1 protein-coding gene is annotated in these 21519 nt (G+C 64.3%); it reads left to right on the top strand.

Features of this window, described 5'->3' with window-relative positions; genetic code table 11:
• The first annotated feature begins 208 nt into the window (after positions 1–208).
• Positions 209–21409, top strand: a complete 21201-nt coding sequence (locus AO240_RS09825) for a non-ribosomal peptide synthetase (protein ID WP_099236376.1) — start codon at positions 209–211, stop codon at positions 21407–21409.
• Positions 21410–21519: the final 110 nt, after the last annotated feature.

Below are 21519 nucleotides of genomic sequence, written 5' to 3'. Positions count from 1 at the left end.
ATGACAGACACCTCCCCACCGATGTTTTAGTTTTCCTGCGCAGTGGGAAGCCCCAGAGCGCGCGCTAAACCCATGCTCTTTTTGAACCTGACGGCTACAGCATTTGGCCCATGAAGGCCCAAACGCTGCTGTTCGACGCTCGGACATTACGTTGCATCTGAAGCCGGACTTTCTCGTCACCGTTTCCGAATCTTAAGCAGGTTACAAAATGCACTTCAGCGAATTGATGGCAGTTCTTTCAACCCACGCGATCCACCTGCAACGTGAAGGGGATGACCTGGTTATCCTGGGCGACGATGAGGGGCTCGACGATGAGCTGTTCGACAACCTGCGCAAGCACAAGGCGCAATTGCTTGAGTTGATTGGCCGCAACGGTGGTGACTGGGTCAGCCCGGCGTATCGCATCACCCCGCAGATGCTGCCGCTGGCAGCGCTCGATCAAGCCAGCATCGACCGCATCGTCGAGGCTGTGCCCGGTGGCGTGGGCAACGTCAAGGACATCTATCCGCTGGCGCCGTTGCAGGAAGGCATGCTGTACCACCATTTGTCCGCCGAACAGGGCGACCCTTACCTGCTGCAAGCGCACTACGCTTTTGACAGCCGCGAACGCCTTGAAAGCTTCACTCAGGCGCTGCAATACGTGGTGCAGCGCCATGACATTTTGCGCACCACCGTGGTCTGGGAAAGCCTCGATGAACCGGTACAGGTGGTGCTGCGCAAGGCCACGTTGGTCAGCGAAGAGGTGCACCTGGCGCCGCGTGACGGTGACGTGCTGAGCCAACTGCAAGCGCGCTTTGATGCGCGCACTTACCGTTTGGATATTCGCCAGGCGCCGATGATGCGTGTGGCCTTTGCCGAAGACTCGCCGAACCAGCGCTGGGTGGCCGTGCTGTTGTTTCATCACATGGCGCTGGACCACACCGCGATGGACGTGGTGTTGCGCGAAATGCAGGCGTTCCTGCTGGGGCTGACCGAGCACTTGGGCGAGCCGGTGCCGTACCGCAACTATGTAGCGCAGGCGCGTCTTGGGGTCAGCGAACAACAGCACGAAACATTCTTTCGCGAGATGCTTGGTGACATCGACGAGCCAACCCTGCCGTTCGGTCTGCAGGACGTGCAGGGCGACGGCCACGGTATCGAAGAAAGCCGCTTGATGGTTGAGCCCGGCATGAGCCAGCGGCTGCGTGCGCAGGCGCGGCAACACGGGGTGAGTGCCGCCAGCGTGATGCACCTGGCCCTGGCGCAGGTGCTGGGCAAGGTGTCTGGCCGCCATGAAGTGGTGTTCGGCACCGTATTGTTGGGGCGCATGCACGCGGGCGAGGGCTCGGACCGTGCCCTTGGGATGTTCATCAATACCTTGCCGTTGCGTGTCAGCGTGGGCGAGCAAAGTGTGCGCAGCGGCCTCAAGCTGACGCATGATCGCCTGACCGCCTTGCTTAAACACGAGCACGCCTCGCTGGCCCTGGCCCAGCGCTGCAGCGCCGTGGCAACCCCGACGCCGTTGTTCAGCGCGATGCTCAACTACCGTCACAGTGCCTCTGGCGGCAGCGCCGAAGCCGAGTCCGCCTGGGCCGGCATGCAAGCCTTGGGCGCGGAAGAACGCACCAACTACCCGTTGACCGTCAACCTTGATGACCTCGGCGACGACTTCCATATCACGATTCTGGCGGATGTCGGTATCGGCGCCGCGCGTGTCGCGCACTACTTGCACGCCGCGCTGGAAAGCCTGGTGGCCGCGCTTGAGCAAACGCCGGATGCGCCGTTGCAGAGCCTCGGCATTTTGCCCGCCACCGAGCGCCAACACCTGTTGCACCACTGGAACAGCACCGACGCCGTGTTTGCCGACAGCGCGCTGATCCACAGCCAAGTCGAAGCGCAGGCGGCCGCACAGCCGGACGCAATCGCCGTGCTGTTTGAAGGCGAGGCCCTCAGCTACGGCGAATTGAACCGCCGCGCCAATCAGCTCGCACACCACCTGCTGAGCCTCGGCGTGTGCCCGGATGAGCGCGTGGCGATCTGCGTCGAGCGCGGCGTGCAGATGATTGTCGGCCTGCTCGGCATCCTCAAGGCCGGTGCCGGTTATGTGCCGATTGATCCGGCGTACCCGCAAGCACGCATCAGCTACACGCTGCAAGACAGTGCGCCGGTTGCGGTGCTGGTACAGGCGACCACCGCCGCGCGCGTCGCCGAGTTGTCGGCAGCGGTTATCGACCTGGATGCCGGCGATTGGCAAGCCCGGCCCACGCACAATCCGCAGGTGGCGGGCCTGACCTCGGCCAACCTGGCCTATGTGATCTACACCTCCGGTTCCACCGGCCTGCCCAAGGGCGTGATGATCGAGCACCGCAACGTGGCGCGCCTGTTCAGCGCCACCGAAGGCTGGTTCAACTTTAACCAGCATGACGTGTGGGCCTTGTTCCACTCGTTTGCCTTCGACTTCTCGGTCTGGGAAATCTGGGGCGCGCTGGTGCACGGCGGCCAATTGCTGGTGGTGCCGCAACTCACCAGCCGTTCGCCGGATGAGTGTTATGCACTGCTGTGCAGCGCCGGCGTGACCATCCTCAACCAGACCCCAAGCGCTTTTCGCGCGTTGATCGTCGCGCAGGGCCAAAGCCAACTCACACACTCGCTGCGTCAAGTGATCTTTGGCGGCGAAGCGTTGGAACCGGGGATTCTCAAACCCTGGTACGCCCGCGCCACCAACGCCGGCACGCAACTGGTGAACATGTACGGCATCACCGAAACCACGGTGCACGTGACCTACCGCGCGATGCACGCGGCCGATGCGCAGTTGGTCGGTGTGAGCCCGATTGGCGGGCGCATTCCTGACTTGCAGCTGTACGTGCTGGATCCACGCGGCGAGCCGGTGCCGGTTGGCGTGGTCGGTGAGTTGTATGTGGGTGGCGCAGGCGTTGCGCGTGGCTACCTGAACCGGCCTGAGCTGAACGCCGAACGCTTTATCGTCGACCCGTTCAGTGGCCGCGCCGATGCACGCCTGTACCGGACCGGCGATTTGGGGCGGCGCCTGGCAGACGGCAGCATCGACTACCTGGGACGCAACGATGACCAGGTTAAAATTCGCGGTTTCCGTATCGAGCTGGGTGAGATCGAAGCGCGCCTCGCCGCGTGCAACGGTGTGCGTGAAGCCGTGGTGATCGCGCGTGAAGACCAGCCCGGCGACAAGCGTTTGGTGGCCTATGTGATTGGCAGCGAAGGCGCGCAGCCGAGCGCTGCCGAGTTGCGCACGCAATTGCTGCTGTCACTCGCCGACTATATGGTTCCTGCCGCGTTTGTGCTGCTGGAGCAGTTCCCGCTGACCACCAACGGCAAGCTCGACCGCAAAGCCCTGCCGGCGCCGGACGCCGATGCGTTGGCCCGCAGGCACTACGAAGCGCCCGAGGGCGACGTAGAAGTTGCAATCGCGGCGATCTGGCAAGACTTGCTCAAGGTTGAGCAAGTAGGCCGCCAGGATCACTTTTTTGAACTGGGCGGCCACTCGTTGTTGGCGGTCAAGTTGATCGAGCGCATGCGCCAGGTCGGGCTGGGCGCCGATGTACGTGTGCTGTTCGGGCAGCCCACCCTGGCCGCACTGGCGGCGGCGGTGGCCGGCGCGAGCAAAGGCGTGGAGGTACCGGCGAATCGCGTGCCGAGTGGCTGCGCACACATCACCCCGGACATGCTGGCGCTGGCCGAACTCGACCAAACCGCTATCGAGCGTATCGTTGCGACCGTGCCGGGCGGTGCGGCCAACGTCCAGGAAATCTACAGCCTGGCGCCGCTGCAAGAGGGCATTTTGTATCACCACCTGGCCGCCGCCCAAGGCGACCCATACTTGCAATACGTGACCTTCAGCTTCGACAGCCGTGAGCGCCTGCAAAGCTTCGCCAGCGCGCTGCAAGGGGTGATTTCGCGGCATGACATTTTGCGTACCGCCGTGGTTTGGGAGCGGCTGGACGAACCGGTGCAAGTGGTCTGGCGTGAAGCCGAACTGGGCCTGGATGAAATCCACCTGGACCCGGCCGCCGGCGATATTGCCGAGCAACTGAGCGAACACCTCAGCCCGCGTCACCATCGCCTGGATATTCGCCAGGCGCCGATGATGCGCATCGGTTACAGCGAAGATGTGCCCAACGCGCGTTGGGTGGCTGTGTTGCTGCTGCACCACCTGGTCGACGACGCCACCTCGCTGCGCATGCTGACGGCCGAAATTGAAGCGCATACGCGTGGTGAAGAGGCGCAACTGGCCGCTTCAGTGCCGTACCGCAACTACGTGGCGCAAGCGCGCATGGGCGTCAGCCGCGAAGAGCATGAGGCGTTCTTCAGTGAAATGCTTGGTGACATCGATGAGCCGACGCTGCCCTTCGGTTTGCAGGACGTGCAGGGCGAAGGCCACGGTGTTGAAGAGGTTAACCGCCTGCTCGATGACACGCTCAGCCAGCGCCTGCGCGCTCAGGCGCGCCAGTTGGGCGTGACCCCGGCCAGCCTGTATCACCTGGCGTGGGCGCGGGTACTCGGCGGCGTGTCGGGGCGCGATGACGTGGTGTTTGGCACGGTGTTGCTCGGGCGCCTGCAAGGCGGTGAAGGTTCTGACCGTGCGCTGGGCATGTTCATCAATACCTTGCCGCTGCGCATCAGCCTGGGTGAGGCGGGCGTGCGCGCGATGGTCAAGAGCACCCACGCACGCTTGACCGGGCTGCTCGGCCACGAGCATGCCTCGCTGGTGCTGGCGCAGCGCTGCAGCAAGGTCGCGGCGTCGACGCCGCTGTTCAGTTCGCTGCTTAACTACCGCCAGCTCGGCGGTGCCGACGTGTCCGAACAGGCCGCCGCCGCATGGGAAGGCATCAGCGTGCTCGACAGTAAGGAGCGCACCAACTACCCGCTGACCTTGTCGGTCAACGACATGGGTGAAGCGTTCAGCCTGTCGGTCATGGCTGATGGCGCGATTGGCGCCGAGCGCGTGTGCGGTTACATGCAGTGCGCCGTGGAGCACCTGGTCGAGGCGCTCGAACAGACGCCGCAAGCGTCGGTGCTCGGGCTGTCGATTCTGCCGGCCGTTGAGCGTGAGCAACTGCTGCAACACTGGAATGCTACCGACAGCCTGTTCGCCGACGCCGCGTTGATTCATCACCAGGTTGAGCGCCAGGCACGCGAACGGCCGCACGCCACGGCAGTGGTATTTGAAGACCAGCGCCTGAGCTACGCCGAATTGAACCGCCGCGCCAACCAGGTCGCGCACCACTTGTTGAGCCTGGGCGTACGCCTGGATGAGCGTGTAGCGATCTGCGTCGAGCGTGGCCTGGAAATGATCATCGGCCTGCTCGGCATTCTCAAGGCCGGTGCCGGTTATGTGCCGATTGACCCGGCGTACCCGCAAGAGCGCATCAACTACACCTTGCACGACAGCGCCCCGGTGGCGGTGCTGGTGCAGGCCGCGACTGCCGCGCGCGTCATAGAGCTGTCTGCGCCGGTGATTGATCTGGATTCAGCGCAACTGCACGCCGCGCCCGAAACCAACCCGGTCGTCGCGGGCCTTACCTCGGCCAACCTCGCCTACGTGATCTACACCTCCGGTTCCACCGGTTTGCCCAAGGGCGTGATGATCGAACACCGCAACGTAGCGCGGCTGTTCTCGGCCACCGAAGGCTGGTTCAACTTTAATGATCAGGACGTGTGGGCGTTGTTTCACTCGTTCGCCTTCGACTTTTCGGTCTGGGAAATCTGGGGCGCGCTGGTGCACGGCGGTGAGTTGCTGGTGGTGCCGCAACTCACCAGCCGTTCGCCGGACGAGTGCTACGCGCTGCTGTGCAGCGCCGGCGTGACCGTGCTCAACCAAACCCCAAGCGCGTTCCGCCAATTGATCGCGGCGCAAGGCCAGAGCGCCTTGAAGCACTCCTTGCGCCAAGTGATTTTCGGCGGTGAAGCGCTCGAACCGGGCATGCTCAAACCGTGGTATGCGCGTGTCGCCAACACCGGCACGCAACTGGTGAACATGTACGGCATCACCGAAACCACGGTGCACGTGACGTACCGTGCCCTGCAAGCAGCCGATGCGCAGTTGGTCGGCGTCAGCCCGATTGGCGGGCGCATTCCCGACTTGCAGGTGTACGTGCTCGACAGCCAGCGCGAACCGGTGCCGGTCGGTGTGGTGGGCGAGTTGTATGTGGGCGGCGCGGGCGTTGCGCGTGGCTACCTGAACCGGCCTGAGCTGAACGCCGAACGCTTTATTGCCGACCCCTTCAGCGGTCGCGCCGACGCGCGCCTGTATAAAACCGGTGACCTGGGGCGCTGGCTGGCCGACGGCAGCATCGACTACCTGGGGCGCAACGACGACCAGGTGAAAATCCGTGGTTTCCGTATCGAACTGGGCGAGATCGAAGCGCGGCTGGCCGCGTGTGACGGCGTGCGCGACGCGGTGGTCATCGCCCGCGAAGACCAACCGGGCAACAAACGCCTGGTGGCTTACGTTATAGCCACCGACGGCGCTGAACCTTCGGCGGCTGACCTGCGCACGCAGTTGTTGCTGTCACTGGCTGACTACATGGTGCCCAGCGCATTCGTCATGCTCGCAAGCTTGCCGCTGACCACCAACGGCAAGCTCGACCGCAAGGCCTTGCCAGCACCGGACGCCGACGCGTTGGCCCGTCGCGAGTACGAGCGGCCGCAAGGCGAAGTCGAGCAAACCCTCGCCGCGCTCTGGCAAGAACTGCTCGGCGTTGAGCGCGTGGGCCGCCACGATAACTTCTTTGAAATGGGCGGCCATTCGTTGCTGGCGGTCAAGCTGGTCGAGCGCATGCGCCAACTTGAGCTGAGCGCCGACGTGCGCGTGCTGTTCGGCCAGCCGACCCTGGCTGCGCTGGCGGCCGCGGTCAGTGGCCATCAGGAGCGCGTGGTGCCGGCCAACCGGATTACCGCCGATTGCCAACACATTACCCCCGACTTGCTGCCGCTGGCAGCGCTGGACCAGGCCGCCATCGACCGTATTGTCGCCAGCGTAGCGGGCGGCACGCGCAATGTGCAGGACATCTACAGCCTGGCGCCATTGCAAGACGGCATGCTCTATCACCACTTGGCCGCGCCGCAAGGCGACGCCTACTTGCTGCACATGAAGTTTGCCTTTGCCGGCCCGGAGCTGGTCAATCAGTTCGCCAAGGCGCTGCAAAGCGTGATCGACCGCCACGACATTCTGCGCAGCAGCATGGCCTGGGAAGGGCTCGACGAGCCGGTGCAGGTAGTCTGGCGCCAAGCGACGATGGGCCTTGAAGAAGTGCTCATCGACCCGGACGAAGGCGATGTGCTTGCGCAACTGCACCGCCAGTTCGACCCGCGCCACTACCGCCTCGACATGACCCGTGCACCGCTGATGCACCTGGCGTACACCCAGGACACGCCTAACCAGCGCTGGGTGGGCATCTTGCTGTTCCACCACATGGTGCTCGACCACACCGCGCTTGAGGTGTTGATCGGCGAAGTGCAGGCCAGCCTCAAGGGCAGTACCGAGCAGTTGCCGCCGTCGATTCCCTATCGCAACCATGTGGCGCAATCGCGCCACGGCGCTGATCGCGAGGCGCACGAAGGGTTCTTCCGCCAGATGCTCGGCGACATCGACGAACCGACGCTGGCGTTCGGCTTGCAGGATGTGCAGGGCGACGGCAACGGCATCGAAGAAGCGCACCTGATGCTCGACAGCGTGCTCAGCGGGCGCTTGCGCGAGCAGGCACGCGTGCTGGGCGTCAGCGCTGCGAGCCTGATGCACTTGGCGTGGGGCCAGGTGCTGGGGCAAGTGGCGGGCCGCGATGAAGTGGTGTTCGGCACCGTGCTGCTCGGTCGCCTGCAAGGCGGCGAAGGCTCCGGCCGGGCCTTGGGCCTGTTCATCAACACCTTGCCGTTGCGCGTCAGTGTGGGCGCGCACGGCGCCCGCGAAGCGGTGCGTGCGACCCACGCGCAGTTGTCGCAACTGCTTGCGCATGAACACGCCTCGTTGTCGCTGGCTCAGCATTGCAGCGGTTTGCCTGCGGCGCAGCCACTGTTCAATACCTTGCTCAATTACCGCCACAGTGCACAGGCCGAGGTATCCGGCGCTGATATTGCTGCCTGGGAAGGCATCCAGGCGCTGAGCATGGAAGAACGCACCAACTACCCGCTGGTGCTCAACGTCGATGACTTTGTCGCAGGCTTCCAACTGAATGCCCAAGCCTTGGTAAAGGTCGGCGCGCAACGGGTGTGCGGCTATATGCAGGCCGCGTTGCAGCACTTGGTCGATGCGCTGGAACATGCGCCGGGCACCGAGTTGCACACGATGTCGATTTTGCCAGCAGCCGAGCGCCAACAATTGCTGGAAACCTTCAATCAGACCGCGCGTGCCTACCCGCATGCGTCCACCGTGCACGCGCTGTTTGAAGCGCAGGTTCAGGCACGGCCGCAAGCGCCTGCGGCGGTCCACGGCGAACAGTCGCTGAGCTACGAGCAATTAAATCGCCGGGCTAACCGCCTGGCGCACCACCTGATTGGCCTTGGCGTAACGCCAGGCGACAGCGTGGCGATCCTGCTCGAGCGTTCGTTTGAACTGCTGGTCAGCCAACTGGCGATCAGCAAGTGCGCGGCGGTGTATGTGCCGCTGGACATCAATGCCCCGGCGGACCGTCAGGGCTTCATGATCGAAGACAGCGGCGCGCAATGGTTACTCACCACCCGTGACGAAGATGCCGTTCACGCGGTGCAGCGCGTCGACCTGGATGCGCTCGACCTGGTAGATGTGCCCGAACACAACCCGGGCCTCGAGCAATCGGCGGAATCGGTGGCGTACATCATGTACACCTCCGGCTCCACCGGCGTGCCCAAAGGCGTACTGGTGCCGCACCGGGGCATCACGCGGTTGGTGATCAACAACGGCTACGCCGATTTTGGCGCGCATGACCGCATCGCCTTTGCCTCCAACCCGGCGTTTGACGCCAGTACCATGGACGTGTGGGGCGCGTTGCTGAATGGCGGCCAAGTGGTGGTGATTGATCACGCTACGCTGCTCAACCCGCAGCGCTTCGGCGAGGTGTTGAGCGCATCGGCAGCCACCATTTTGTTCACCACCACCGCGCTGTTTAACCAGTATGTGCAGCTGATTCCCGACGCGCTCAAAGGCCTGCGCATGCTCTTGTGCGGTGGCGAGCGCGCCGACCCGGCGGCGTTCCGCAGCCTGTTGGCGCATGCGCCGCAGTTGCGCCTGGTGCATTGCTATGGCCCGACTGAAACCACCACCTATGCCACTACGTTTGAAGTGCGCGCGGTGGCTGAAGAGGCCGAGAGCGTGCCGATCGGCGGACCGATTTCGAACACGCGCATTTACCTGCTCAATGAGCGTCAGCAACCGGTGCCGCTGGGCGTCATCGGTGAAATCTACATTGGCGGCAAAGGGGTGGCGAAGGGTTACCTGAACCGCCCTGAGCTGACGCTCGAGAAGTTCCTCGTCGACCCGTTCAGTGATGAAAGCGCTGCGTTGATGTACCGCACCGGTGACCTGGGCCGCTGGTTGGCCAAGGGCGAGCTGGAGTGCCTGGGCCGTAACGACGACCAGGTGAAGATTCGCGGCTTCCGTATCGAGCTGGGGGAAATCGAAAATCGCTTGAGCGAACACCCGCAGGTCAAGGATGTGATCGTGCTGGCGCGTGAAGACGAGCCGGGGCACAAGCGCCTGGTGGCGTATTTCACCGCGCACGCGGCGCTTGAAATCGAAGCGCTGCGTGACTACTTGCAAGAGCAACTGCCGGACTACATGGTGCCGAGCGCGTATGTGCACCTCGACAACCTGCCATTGACCAACAACGGCAAGGTCGACCGCAAGGCGTTGCCGGTGCCCGATCAGCACGCGTTGCTTAGCCGTGGCTACGAAGCGCCGCAAGGCGAAGTTGAAATCGCGCTGGCGCAGATCTGGAGCCAGGTGCTCAAGGTCGAGCAGGTCGGGCGTGAGGACCACTTCTTTGAACTGGGCGGGCATTCGTTGTTGGCGATGCGCTTGATTTCCCAGGTGCGCCTGCAACTCGGGGTTGAGCTGGACCTGGCGGCGCTGTTTGACCACCCGCAACTGTCGGCATTGGCGCAGGCAGTGGCGAAGACCGGGCGCAGTAACCTGCCGCCGATTCTGCCGGTGTCGCGTGAAGAAGCGCTGCCGCTGTCGTTTGCGCAGCAGCGCCTGTGGTTCCTGGCGCAGATGGAAAACGTCGGGGCCGCCTACAACATGCCCATCGGTCTGAGCCTGCGCGGTGAACTCGACGCGCTGGCGCTGGAACGCGCGCTGGCGCAGATCGTCAGCCGCCACGAAGTGCTGCGCAGTGCGTTTGTTCTCGATAATGATCAGCCGCAGTTGCTGATCACGCCGGTCGAGGGCTCGTTTGTGCTGGTGCAGAATGATTTGCGCGAACAGGCTGACGCGCAGCAGCAGTTGCAGGCATTGACCGAACACGAAGCGCTGGCGCCGTTTGACCTGGTCAACGGCCCGTTGCTGCGGGCGCGTCTGGTGCGCATGGGCGATGCGCACCATGTGTTGCTGATGACCTTGCACCACGTGGTCTGCGATGGCTGGTCGATGGGCGTGCTGACCCGCGAGTGGGTGGCGTTGTATGCCGCCTTCAGCCAGGGCCAGGCCGACCCGTTGCCAGCGCTTGAATTGCAATACGCCGACTTTGCCGTGTGGCAACGCCGCTGGTTGAGCGGTGAGGTGCTGCAAAAACAAAGCCTGTACTGGCAGCAGACCCTGGCCGGTGCGCCGGCGATGCTGGCGTTGCCCACCGACCGTGCGCGCCCGCCGCAGCAGGACTTCACCGGTGCGGTGCTGCACCTGCAATTGGACGCAGAACTGACGCAGGGCCTCAAAGCCTTGAGCCAGCGGCATGGCACTACGTTGTACATGACCACACTGGCGGCGTGGGGCGCGCTGTTGAGTCGCTTGTCCGGGCAGGATGAGGTGGTCATCGGTTCGCCGGTGGCCAACCGCACCCGCGCTGAAGTCGAAGGCCTGATCGGCCTGTTCGTCAACACATTGGCGCTGCGCATCGATGCTTCCGGTGCGCCGACCGCACACGCCTTGCTGGCACGCGTCAAGGCCCAGACCCTGAGCGCACAGGCGCATCAGGACCTGCCGTTCGAGCAGGTGGTGGACATCATCAAACCGGCGCGCAGCATGGCTTACAGCCCGGTTTTCCAAACGATGCTGACCTGGCAGAACAACGAGGGCGCAGCGTTGGCACTCGGCGATCTGGTGCTGGAGAGCATCGGCCAGATCAACACTGCGGCGAAATTTGAGCTGTCGTTGGAACTGAGCGAAGCCGAGGGCCAGATCATCGGCGCGTTGAGCTATGCCACCGCGCTGTTCGATGAAGCCACGGTGATTCGCCATCTGGGCTATTTCGAGCGCCTGTTACGCGCGATGGTCGCGGACGATCAGTGCGTGCTCGAGCAAGTGCCGCTGCTGGATGACCAAGAGCGTCAACATCAATTGGCCGACCTGAGCGGCCTGCGCACGGCGCTCAACCCGGCCACGGTTCACAGCCTGTTCGAAGCGCAGGTCATGCGCACGCCTGATGCCGTGGCCGTGCAGGCTGCCGGCGAGGCGCTGACCTACCGTGAGCTTAACCAGCGCGCCAATCAGCTCGCCCATCATTTGCGCACGCTGGGTGTGCAGCCGGACGTGCGCGTGGCGATTTGCGTGCAGCGCAGCGCCGAGCTGATCGTCGGCCTGCTGGCGATTCTCAAGGCGGGCGGCGCCTACGTGCCGATCGACCCGAATTACCCGATCGAGCGCATCCATTACATGCTGCAAGACAGCGCGCCGGCAGCATTGCTGGTGCATGGCAGCACCGCGCACTTGGCCGCCGAGCTGAGCCTGGCGGTGGTCGACCTCGACCACGCGGGTGCGACCGAACAAAGCCTAAACAACCCGCAGATTGCCGAGCTGGCCGCCACGCACCTGACCTATGTGATTTACACCTCGGGCTCGACCGGCCAGCCAAAAGGCGTGATGGTCGAGCACCAGGGCGTGGTCAACATGCTCGGCTGGTACCTCGATGAAGTCGGGCTGAACGCGCAGGACGCGGTGTTGCTTTTGACCTCGCACAGCTTCGACCTGACCCAGAAAAACATCTTCGCCAGCCTCGCGGTCGGCGCCACTTTGCACCTGGCGGACAGCCCGTTCGACCCTGCGAGCATCGTGCGTCAGATCGCCGAGCAGCAGATCACCCACATCAACCTGGCGCCGAGTGCGTTCTATACGCTGATCGAGGCCGATCAACAGCACGCGTTGAGCAACCTGCGGCGGGTGGTGCTGGGCGGCGAGCCAATCAAACTCTCGCAGTTGGAAAAACTCGCGGTGCCACGGCCGCAGTTCATCAACAGCTATGGCCCCACTGAATGCAGTGACGTGGTGGCCTGGCATGCGGTCAACCCAGACTTTACCCAGTACACGGCAGGCGAGATTCCGTTGGGCCGGCCGCTGCGCAACGTCACGCTGTACGTGCTCGACGCCTGCGCGCAACTGCTGCCGACCGGCAGTGTCGGTGAGTTGTACATCGGCGGCGCCGGCGTGGCGCGCGGTTACCTGGGCCGCGAAGACCTCAGCACCGAGCGCTTCCTCGACGATCCGTTCACGGCGCAGGGGCGCATGTACCGCACCGGCGACCTGGCGCGTTACCGGCCCGATGGCACGCTTGAATACCTCGGCCGCAATGACGACCAAGTGAAAATCCGCGGCCTGCGCATCGAACTCGGCGAAATTGAAGCGCTGCTCGCCGCACATCCGCAGGTGCTCGAAGCCGCTGTGTTGGTGCGTGACGAACGCCTGGTCGGCTACTTCACGCCGCAGGCAGGCGCGCAGGGGCCGCAGATCGAGGACCTGCGCACGCACCTGCAAGGCGTCTTACCGGAGTACATGGTGCCGTCGGCGTATGTTCAGCTCGCGGCATTGCCGCTGAGCCCCAACGGCAAGCTGGACCGCAAGGCATTGCCGGCGCCGGGGCTGGACGCCGTGGTCAGTGCTGCCTATGAAGCGCCTGAGGGCGAGATCGAGATCACGCTGGCGCAGATCTGGCAGGAACTGCTGGGGCTGGAGCAGGTGGGTCGCCAGGGGCATTTCTTTGAATTGGGCGGGCATTCGCTGTTGGCGATGCGCTTGATCTCTCAAGTGCGTCAACGCATGGGCGTAGAGCTGGCGCTCGGCGAATTGTTCGCCCAGCCGCAACTGGCCGCCTTGGCGAAAGTGCTGGCGCAGGCTGCGCGCAGCACCTTGCCGGCGATCTTGCCGGTGCCGCGTGACCAAGACTTGCCGCTGTCGTTTGCCCAGCAACGTTTGTGGTTCCTGGCGCAGATGGAAGGCGCCAGCACCGCCTATAACATGCCGCTTGGCTTGGGCCTGCGCGGCCAGTTAGACGCGGACGCGCTGGAGCAGGCGCTGACGCGTATTGTTGCGCGCCACGAAACCCTGCGCAGCCGCTTTGTTCGACACAACAACGAACCGCGCGTGCACATCGACCCGGCCCAGCGCGCCTTTGCGCTCTTGCGCCTCGACGTGGACGGCGACGACGCCCTGCAAACGCGGGTGCGTGCCGAAGCCCTTGAACCGTTCAACCTGGAGCAGGGGCCGCTGATTCGAGCGAGCCTGTTGCGCCTGGCGGACGACCACCATGTGCTGTTGCTGACCATGCACCACATCGTCTCCGATGGCTGGTCGATGGGCGTGCTGACCCGCGAGCTGATGGCGCTGTACGCAGCGTTCCGTCAAGGCCTGGACGACCCGCTGCCCGCGTTGACTTTGCAATACAGCGACTTCGCCGTGTGGCAACGGCGCTGGTTGAGCGGCGAAGTGCTGCAGCAACAAAGCCAGTATTGGCAGCACGCGCTGGCCGATGCACCGGCGTTGTTGATGTTGCCGACCGACCGCCCACGCCCTGCGCAACAGGATTACAGCGGCGCAACCTTGAGCCTGCTGCTGGATGTTGAGCTGACGGCCGGGCTTAAAGCCTTGAGCCAGCGTCACGGCGCGACCTTGTACATGACCATGATGGCGGCGTGGGGCGCGTTGCTGTGTCGTTTGTCCGGGCAGGAAGAGGTGGTGATCGGTTCGCCGGTCGCCAACCGCATGCGCGCTGAAGTCGAAGGGCTGATCGGCCTGTTCGTCAACACCCTGGCGGTGCGCATCGAAGCCGGTGCAGCGCTTAACGTGGCCGGTTTGCTGGCCCATGCCAAAGACCGCACGCTGGCCGCGCAAGCGCATCAGGACTTGCCGTTCGAACAGGTAGTGGAGGTGGTCAAACCGCCGCGCAGCCTGGCGCACAGCCCGGTGTTCCAGACCTTGTTGACCTGGCAGGCCAGCGACGGCCCAAGCCTGGTACTCGGCGACCTGCAATTTGAAGGGGTTGGCGAAACCAGCAATTTTGCCAAGTTCGACCTGTCGCTGGACCTCAGCGAAGTGCAAGGGCACATCGCCGGCAACCTTGAGTACGCCACGGCGCTGTTCGACGAGGCCACGGTGCGCCGTTACATCGGCTACTTCGAGCGGCTGTTGCACGCGATGGTCGCCGACGACCAGGCGCTGCTGGCGCAGATCACGCTGCTCGACGCCGAGGAACGTGCCTACCTGCTGCATGAACTTAATGACACCGAGGTGGCCTACGCCCACGACAGCACGATTCATCAGCTGTTCGAAGCGCAGGTCGAGGCGCGCCCCGAGGCCGTTGCGGTGGCGTTCGAAGATCAGCGTTTGAGTTACGCCGAGTTGAACCGCCGCGCCAACCGCCTGGCTCACCACCTGATTGGCTTGGGCGTTGGCCCCGACGACCGCGTGGCGATCTGCGCCGAGCGCGGTGACGAAGTACTGGTCGGCCTGCTCGGGATTCTCAAGGCAGGCGCGGCGTATGTGCCGCTGGACCCGCATTACCCGCCGGAGCGCCTGGCCTACATGATTGAGGACAGCGCGCCGTCGGTGCTGCTGACCCAGCACGCGTTGCTGGACCGCTTGCCGGCGCTGGCCATCGCGCAAGTGCTTCTGGACACGCCGTTGAGCGGTGCCGAGCACAACCCGCAGGTGCCAGGCCTGACCGCCGAGCACCTGGCGTATGTGATTTACACCTCGGGCTCTACCGGTAACCCCAAGGGCGTAATGATCGAACACCGTGGGCTGGTCAACTACAGCCTCGACGCGGCACGCCTGTTCGGGTTGACGCCGGACGACACGGTGTTGCAGCAAAACACCTTGAACTTCGACCTGTCGGTAGAGGAAATCTTCCCGGCCTTGCTGGCGGGCGCCACCCCGGCGCCGAGCCGGCACGTGTTCGGCACCGACGCGGCGCAGGACCCGGCGATCCGCCCGACCTTCCTGCACCTGACGGCCGCGCACTGGCACACCCTGGCCGCTGAATGGCACCACACGCCGTTGCAGGCCGAGGAGCGTTTGCGCCATGTACGCCTGATTAACGTCACCGGTGACGCACTGTCGGCGCAGAAATTAAAACTCTGGGACGAGGTGCGCCCGGCCCATACCCGCTTGATCAACACCTATGGCCCGACCGAGGCGACCGTGTCGTGCACCGCCGCCTACGTCAGCCACGATGCGCTGGCGGGTGTCGAAGGCAGCGGCAACGCAACCATCGGCAAACCGATGGCCAACACACGTATTTACCTGCTCGACAGCCAGCAACAACCCGTGCCGTTCGGCGTGGCCGGGGAGATTTTCATCGGCGGCGATGGCGTTGCCCGAGGCTATCTGAACCTCGACGCGGTGAGTGCCGAGCGCTTCCTCGCCGACCCGTTCAGTGAGGTGCAAGGCGCGCGCATGTACAAAACCGGTGACTTGGCGCGCTACCTGGCGGATGGGCGTATCGAGTACCTGGGGCGCAATGACTTCCAGGTCAAGGTGCGTGGCTTCCGTATCGAGTTGGGCGAGATCGAGTCCAGGCTCGGCAACTGTGTCGGGGTCAAAGAGGCCGCGGTGATTGCGCGTGAAGACCGCCCTGGCGAGAAGCGCCTGGTGGCCTACGTGGTGCCGCATGCCGGCGCCAGCTTGAGCGCCGCCGGCTTGCGCAGCTACCTGGCGCCGCTGTTGGCGGAATACATGATCCCGGGCGCGTTTGTGCTGCTTGAGGCATTGCCGCTGACACCGAACCGCAAGCTCGACCGCAAGGCGCTGCCGGCACCGGACCAGTCGGCCGTGGCCAGCCGTGATTACGAAGCGCCGCAAGGCCGTATCGAACGCAGCCTGGCGCTGGTCTGGGCGCAGGTTTTGCAACTGGAGCAAGTGGGGCGCCACGACAACTTCTTCGAGCTGGGCGGGCATTCGCTGCTGGCGGTCAAACTGGTGGAGCGCCTGCGCCAGGAAGACCTGCGGGTCGACGTCGGTGCACTGTTTACCCACCCGACGCTGGCCGGGCTGGCCAAGGTAGTGGGCGGCAGCCGCGCGCTGGTGATCCCGCCGAACGCTATCAGCGCTGATTGCCGACGCATTACCCCGCAAATGCTGCCGCTGGCCAGCCTTAGCCAGGATGAAATCGACAGCTTGGTTGCCGGTGTGCCGGGCCAACTGGCCAACGTGCAAGACATCTACGCGATGACGCCGTTGCAAGAGGGCATCCTTTACCACCACTTGCTGGCCGAGGAGGGCGACCTGTACCTGGAGCAGGCGTCGTTTAACTTCGATTCTCACGAGCGGCTCGCAGCCTTTGCCCTCGCGTTGCAGGGCGTGATCGAACGTAACGACATCCTGCGCTCCGCCATGCGCTGGGATGGCTTGAGCGAGCCGGTGCAGGTGGTGTTGCGCCACGTACCGTTCGCGCTGGAAGAGATCGCGCTGGCAGGCGATGCCGAGGCGGGCGCGCAATTGCGCGAGCGCTTCAACCCGCAGCGTTTCCGCATGGACCTGCGCGACGCGCCGCTGATGCGCCTGGTGTATGCCTACGACGCACAGCAGCAACACTGGGCAGCTTTGTTGATGTTCCATCACATGCTGTTCGACCACGTTGCCATGGACATTCTGCAACACGAATTGCAGGCGTTCCTGTCGGGCCAGGAAGGCCGTTTGAATGCGCCAGTGCCGTACCGCAACTATGTGGCTCAGGCACGCCTCGGGATGACCGAGCAGGAGCATGAAGCGTTTTTCAGCGAGATGCTTGCCGACATCGACGAGCCAACCCTGCCGTTTGGCCTGCACGACGTGCACGCGGGCGGCGTGCTGGAGCTGGCGCACCTGCGCGTGGACGACGACCTCGGCCAGCGTGTGCGCGCCAGTGCGCGGCAATTGGGCGTGAGCGCCGCAAGCCTGATGCACATGGCGTGGGCGCAAGTGCTGGGGCATGTGTGTGGCCAGGCTGAGGTGGTGTTCGGCACCGTGTTGATGGGCGGCATGCAAGGTGGCGAACGCGCGCTGGGGCTGTTTATCAATACCTTGCCGCTGCGCATCAGCGTGGGCGCCGACAGTGTGTATGCCGGGGTCAAGGCCACGCATGCACGCTTGAGCAGGTTGTTAAGCCACGAACACGCTTCGCTGGCGCTGGCACAGCGTTGCAGCGGCGTGGCCGCTCCGGCGCCGCTGTTCAGTGCCTTGCTCAATTACCGGCACAGTGCCGCTGCGGCTTCCAGTGAAGACATCGCGGTATGGGCGGGCATTCAGGCGCTGGGCGGCGAAGAACGCAGCAACTACCCGCTGTCGCTGGACGTCGATGATTTTGGCGAGGCGTTTGGCCTCACGGTCCAAGTCACCCCGGGCGTGGGTGCACAGCGTCTTTGCGGCTATATGCACGGCGCGCTGGAGAGCCTGGTCGATGCCCTGGAGCGAACCCCGGACGCCTCGTTGAGCAGCCTGGATATTTTGCCGTTGGCCGAGCGCCGCCAGGTGCTGCTGGACTTCAACCAAACGCGTACCGACGCTGCGCAGGACCGCTTGATCCACGCGTTGTTCGAGGAGCAGGTGCTGCTCCACGCCGATGCAATCGCTTTGGAGTATGAAGGTCAGCAACTGACGTACGCCGAACTGAATGCCCAGGCCAACCAGTTGGCGCATCACCTGATCGCCCTCGGTGTGCAACCGGATGACCGCGTGGCCATCGCGCTCGAGCGTGGCCTGCAGATGATCGTGGGGTTGCTCGCGACGCTGAAGGCCGGTGCCGCTTACGTGCCGCTGGACCCGGCGTATCCGCCACAACGTTTGGCGTTCATGCTCGCCGACAGCACACCGCGCGTGTTGCTCAGCGAGTACGCGGTACTGCCGTTGCTCGGTGCACTGCCGGAAAGCGTGCAGGTTCTGACCTTGAACAGTGCGCTGCAGCCGTGGCGCGAGTTGAGCCCGCACAACCCGCTGGCCGAGGAGCGTGGGCTGACCGCCGAACACCTCGCTTACGTGCTCTACACGTCCGGTTCTACCGGGCAGCCCAAAGGCGTGATGATCGAGCATGCCGGGCTGTGCAACGAGATCCAGGCGATTCGCGACTTGACCGGGCTGACCGCTGGTGACCGCACGCTGCAATTTGCGACGATCAACTTCGACGCGTCGATTGAGGAAATTTTCGGCGCGCTGACTTGTGGCGCCACCCTGGTGCTGCGTAGTGCCGCCTGGTTGACCGATGCCGCGCACTTCTGGGCATTGGCGGCGCAAGCACGCTTGTCGATTATCAGCCTGCCCACGCGTTTCTGGCAGGGCCTGGCGCAAGACCGCGACGCCGCAATCCCGGCCTCGGTGCGCATGATTGTGGTGGGTGGCGAGGAACTGAGCCCGGACGCGGTGCAGCATTGGTTCCTGCGCAGCGGGCATACGCCGCGCTTGCTGAATACCTACGGCCCGACCGAAGCGACGATTATTGCCACCGCCAGTGAAGTGTTCGCCGCCAACCCGCAGCCACGCAAGATCGGCAAGCCGATTGCCAACATGCGTGCGTACGTGCTGGATGCGCACGGCAACCCGACCGGGGTGGGCGTGACGGGCGAAATTCACCTCGCCGGTGTTGGTGTTGCGCGTGGCTACCTCAATCAACCGCAGTTAAGCAGCGAGCGTTTTCTGAGTGACCCGTTCAGCGACGGCGTGGGCCGCTTGTATAAAACCGGCGACCTCGGCCGCTGGCTGGTGGATGGCAGCCTGGAATACCTCGGGCGTAACGATGACCAGGTGAAAATCCGTGGGTTCCGCATCGAGCTGGGCGAAGTCGAAAGTGCGCTGCTGGCCTGCGAAGGCGTGCGTGCGGCGGTGGTAATGGCGCGCGACGACAGCGCCGGGCAGGTCAGTGGCAAGCAGTTGGTGGCGTACCTGTGTGGTACGACGGGCACGCTTGAGCAACTGCGCGAAGAGCTGTTGACCCACCTGCCGGAGTACATGCTGCCGAGTGCCTTTGTGCACCTGGACACGCTGCCGGTCACGCCGAACGGCAAGCTCGACCGCAAAGCCTTGCCGGCCCCTGAACAGGCGGTGCTCAGCCGCGACTACGAGGCGCCAGCGGATGCGCTGGAAGAAACCCTCGCCGCGTGCTGGGCCGAGGTCTTGAAGCTGGTGCGGGTAGGGCGCCACGACAATTTCTTTGAAATGGGCGGGCATTCCTTGCTGGCGATTCGTCTGGTCAGCCAACTGGCGCAGGCGAATGTTCAGGTGACGTTGGCGGAGTGCTTCCAGCACGCCAGTGTCGCGTCGATGGCGGCGATGCTGCGCCTGCGCACGCAGGCGCCACAGCCGCAGCACGATGGGCTGGTCACGGTGCGCCGTGGCGGCAGTCAAACCCCGCTGTTCCTGGTGCATGAGTTCAGCGGGCTCGACGTGTATTTTCCGGCGTTGGCGCAACACATCGACGCGCAGATTCCGGTGTATGGCTTGCCGGGTTTGTCGTGGGGTGAACCGCAACTGCGTAGCATGGAGTGCCTGGCGACGCGGCATATCGCACTGATGCGCTCGGTTCAGCCGCACGGGCCGTACCGCGTGGCCGGCTGGTCGTTCGGCGGCGTGCTGGCCTATGAGATCGCCGCGCAGTTGCTCGGCATGGACGAGGCGGTGGAATTCGTCGGGCTGATCGACACCCATGTGCCGCGTCTGGTCGACCAAGGCAAGGCGCGCTGGTCGGCGGCCAACGCCCACAGCCTGCACCTGCTGGAGCTGTGCAGCGCGTTTTGCGCCGCGCAGCCGCCGTTGGACCCGCAAGCGCCGGCCACCCTGGCAACACTTGAGCGCGAGGTGGCGCACCTCGACTTTGACAGCCTGTGGCAGCGTTGCCGTGACGCCCGGTTGCTGCAACCGCAACTGGCGGCGCTGCCGCGTGAGGCGTTGTTTGCCTACCTGGACCGTGAAGTGGCGCATGGGCATGCGCAGGCGCATTACACCCTGTGCCCGCTGACCGTCCCGGTGCATTTATTTACCGCCGAACAGCGTACCGACGAGGCCTCGCGCAGCAGCGCAACGTTGGGCTGGGATCAGGTGGTTCCGGCTACGTTGTTGCAGCGCATCGATGTACCGGGCGATCACCAAAGCATGATGCAGGCGCCGCATATCCAGGCACTCGGGCAAGCCATTGGCGCCGCGCTGGCCAAGGCACCGGCGCTTGCGACTAATGCGCCGTATCAACCGCTGTTAACCATTCAAAGTGGGCAGGCAGGGCGTGCACCGGTGTTCTGCGTGCCGGGCGCCGGCGACAGTGTGACCGGTTTTATCGGCCTCACCGATGCCTTCGGCCCGACTTGGCCGATTCATGGCCTGCAACCGCGCGGGCTGGACGGCAAAGCGGTGCCGCATAGCCGCGTGGAAGCGGCGGCGAGTGCCTATCTGGTCGCGCTTGAGCAGGTGTGTCCAAGTGGCCCGGTGCATCTGTTGGGGCATTCCTTCGGCGGCTGGGTGGCGTTCGAAATGGCGCTGCAGTTGCAGGCGCGTGGGCGTGAAGTGGCGTCGTTGACCTTGGTCGACAGCGAGTCGCCCGGCGGCAATGGCGTGGTCGGCAAGCCCTACACCGCAACGCAAGTGCTGGAGCGGCTGATCGACACCATGCAACTGGCGGCAGGCAAACCCTTGGGCATTGACCGGCAAGCGTTTGTCAGCCTCAACGAAGCGCAACAACTGGCGGCGTTGCACGCGGGAATGGTGCGCGCGGGCATGCTGTCGGCGCGTTCGACGCCGGAGGTGATGTACGGACCGGCGCGCGCTTTCGGCGCGGCGTTACGCACGGTTTACCGGCCCCGCCAGCACTACATCGGCCCGGTGCGCCTGGTGCTGGCCGATGATCCGAGCCTGGATGCGCAGGGCAATCAACGCGAGCAAGCCGACATGATCGAAGGCTGGGGCAAATACGCAGAGGGTTTGGAAACCTGGTACGGCCCAGGCAACCATTTCACGCTGCTCAAGGCGCCGCACGTGTACAGCCTCGCGTCGTGGTGGCACGACGGCTTGGTCGTACCGGCAGGCAAGGTGACGTCATGAACCATGTCAAAGGGGGAGCCGGCACAGGCGCTTGCGCCCTTATCTGAAGCGAACCGTCACGCAGCTTAGTGCGCAGCCCGGCGATTGGCCGGGTCTACCTTTCAACGTAT

The organism is Pseudomonas sp. ICMP 460, from assembly GCF_002723595.1.
Lineage (GTDB): Bacteria > Pseudomonadota > Gammaproteobacteria > Pseudomonadales > Pseudomonadaceae > Aquipseudomonas > Aquipseudomonas kitaguniensis.
This window is presented reverse-complemented; position numbering and strand designations above follow the sequence as displayed.

What these genes read in the sequence shown, in the direction of transcription:
- AO240_RS09825 (WP_099236376.1), top strand. Translation starts at nt 209, where the DNA reads ATGCACTTCAGCGAATTGATGGCAGTTCTTTCAACCCACGCGATCCAC.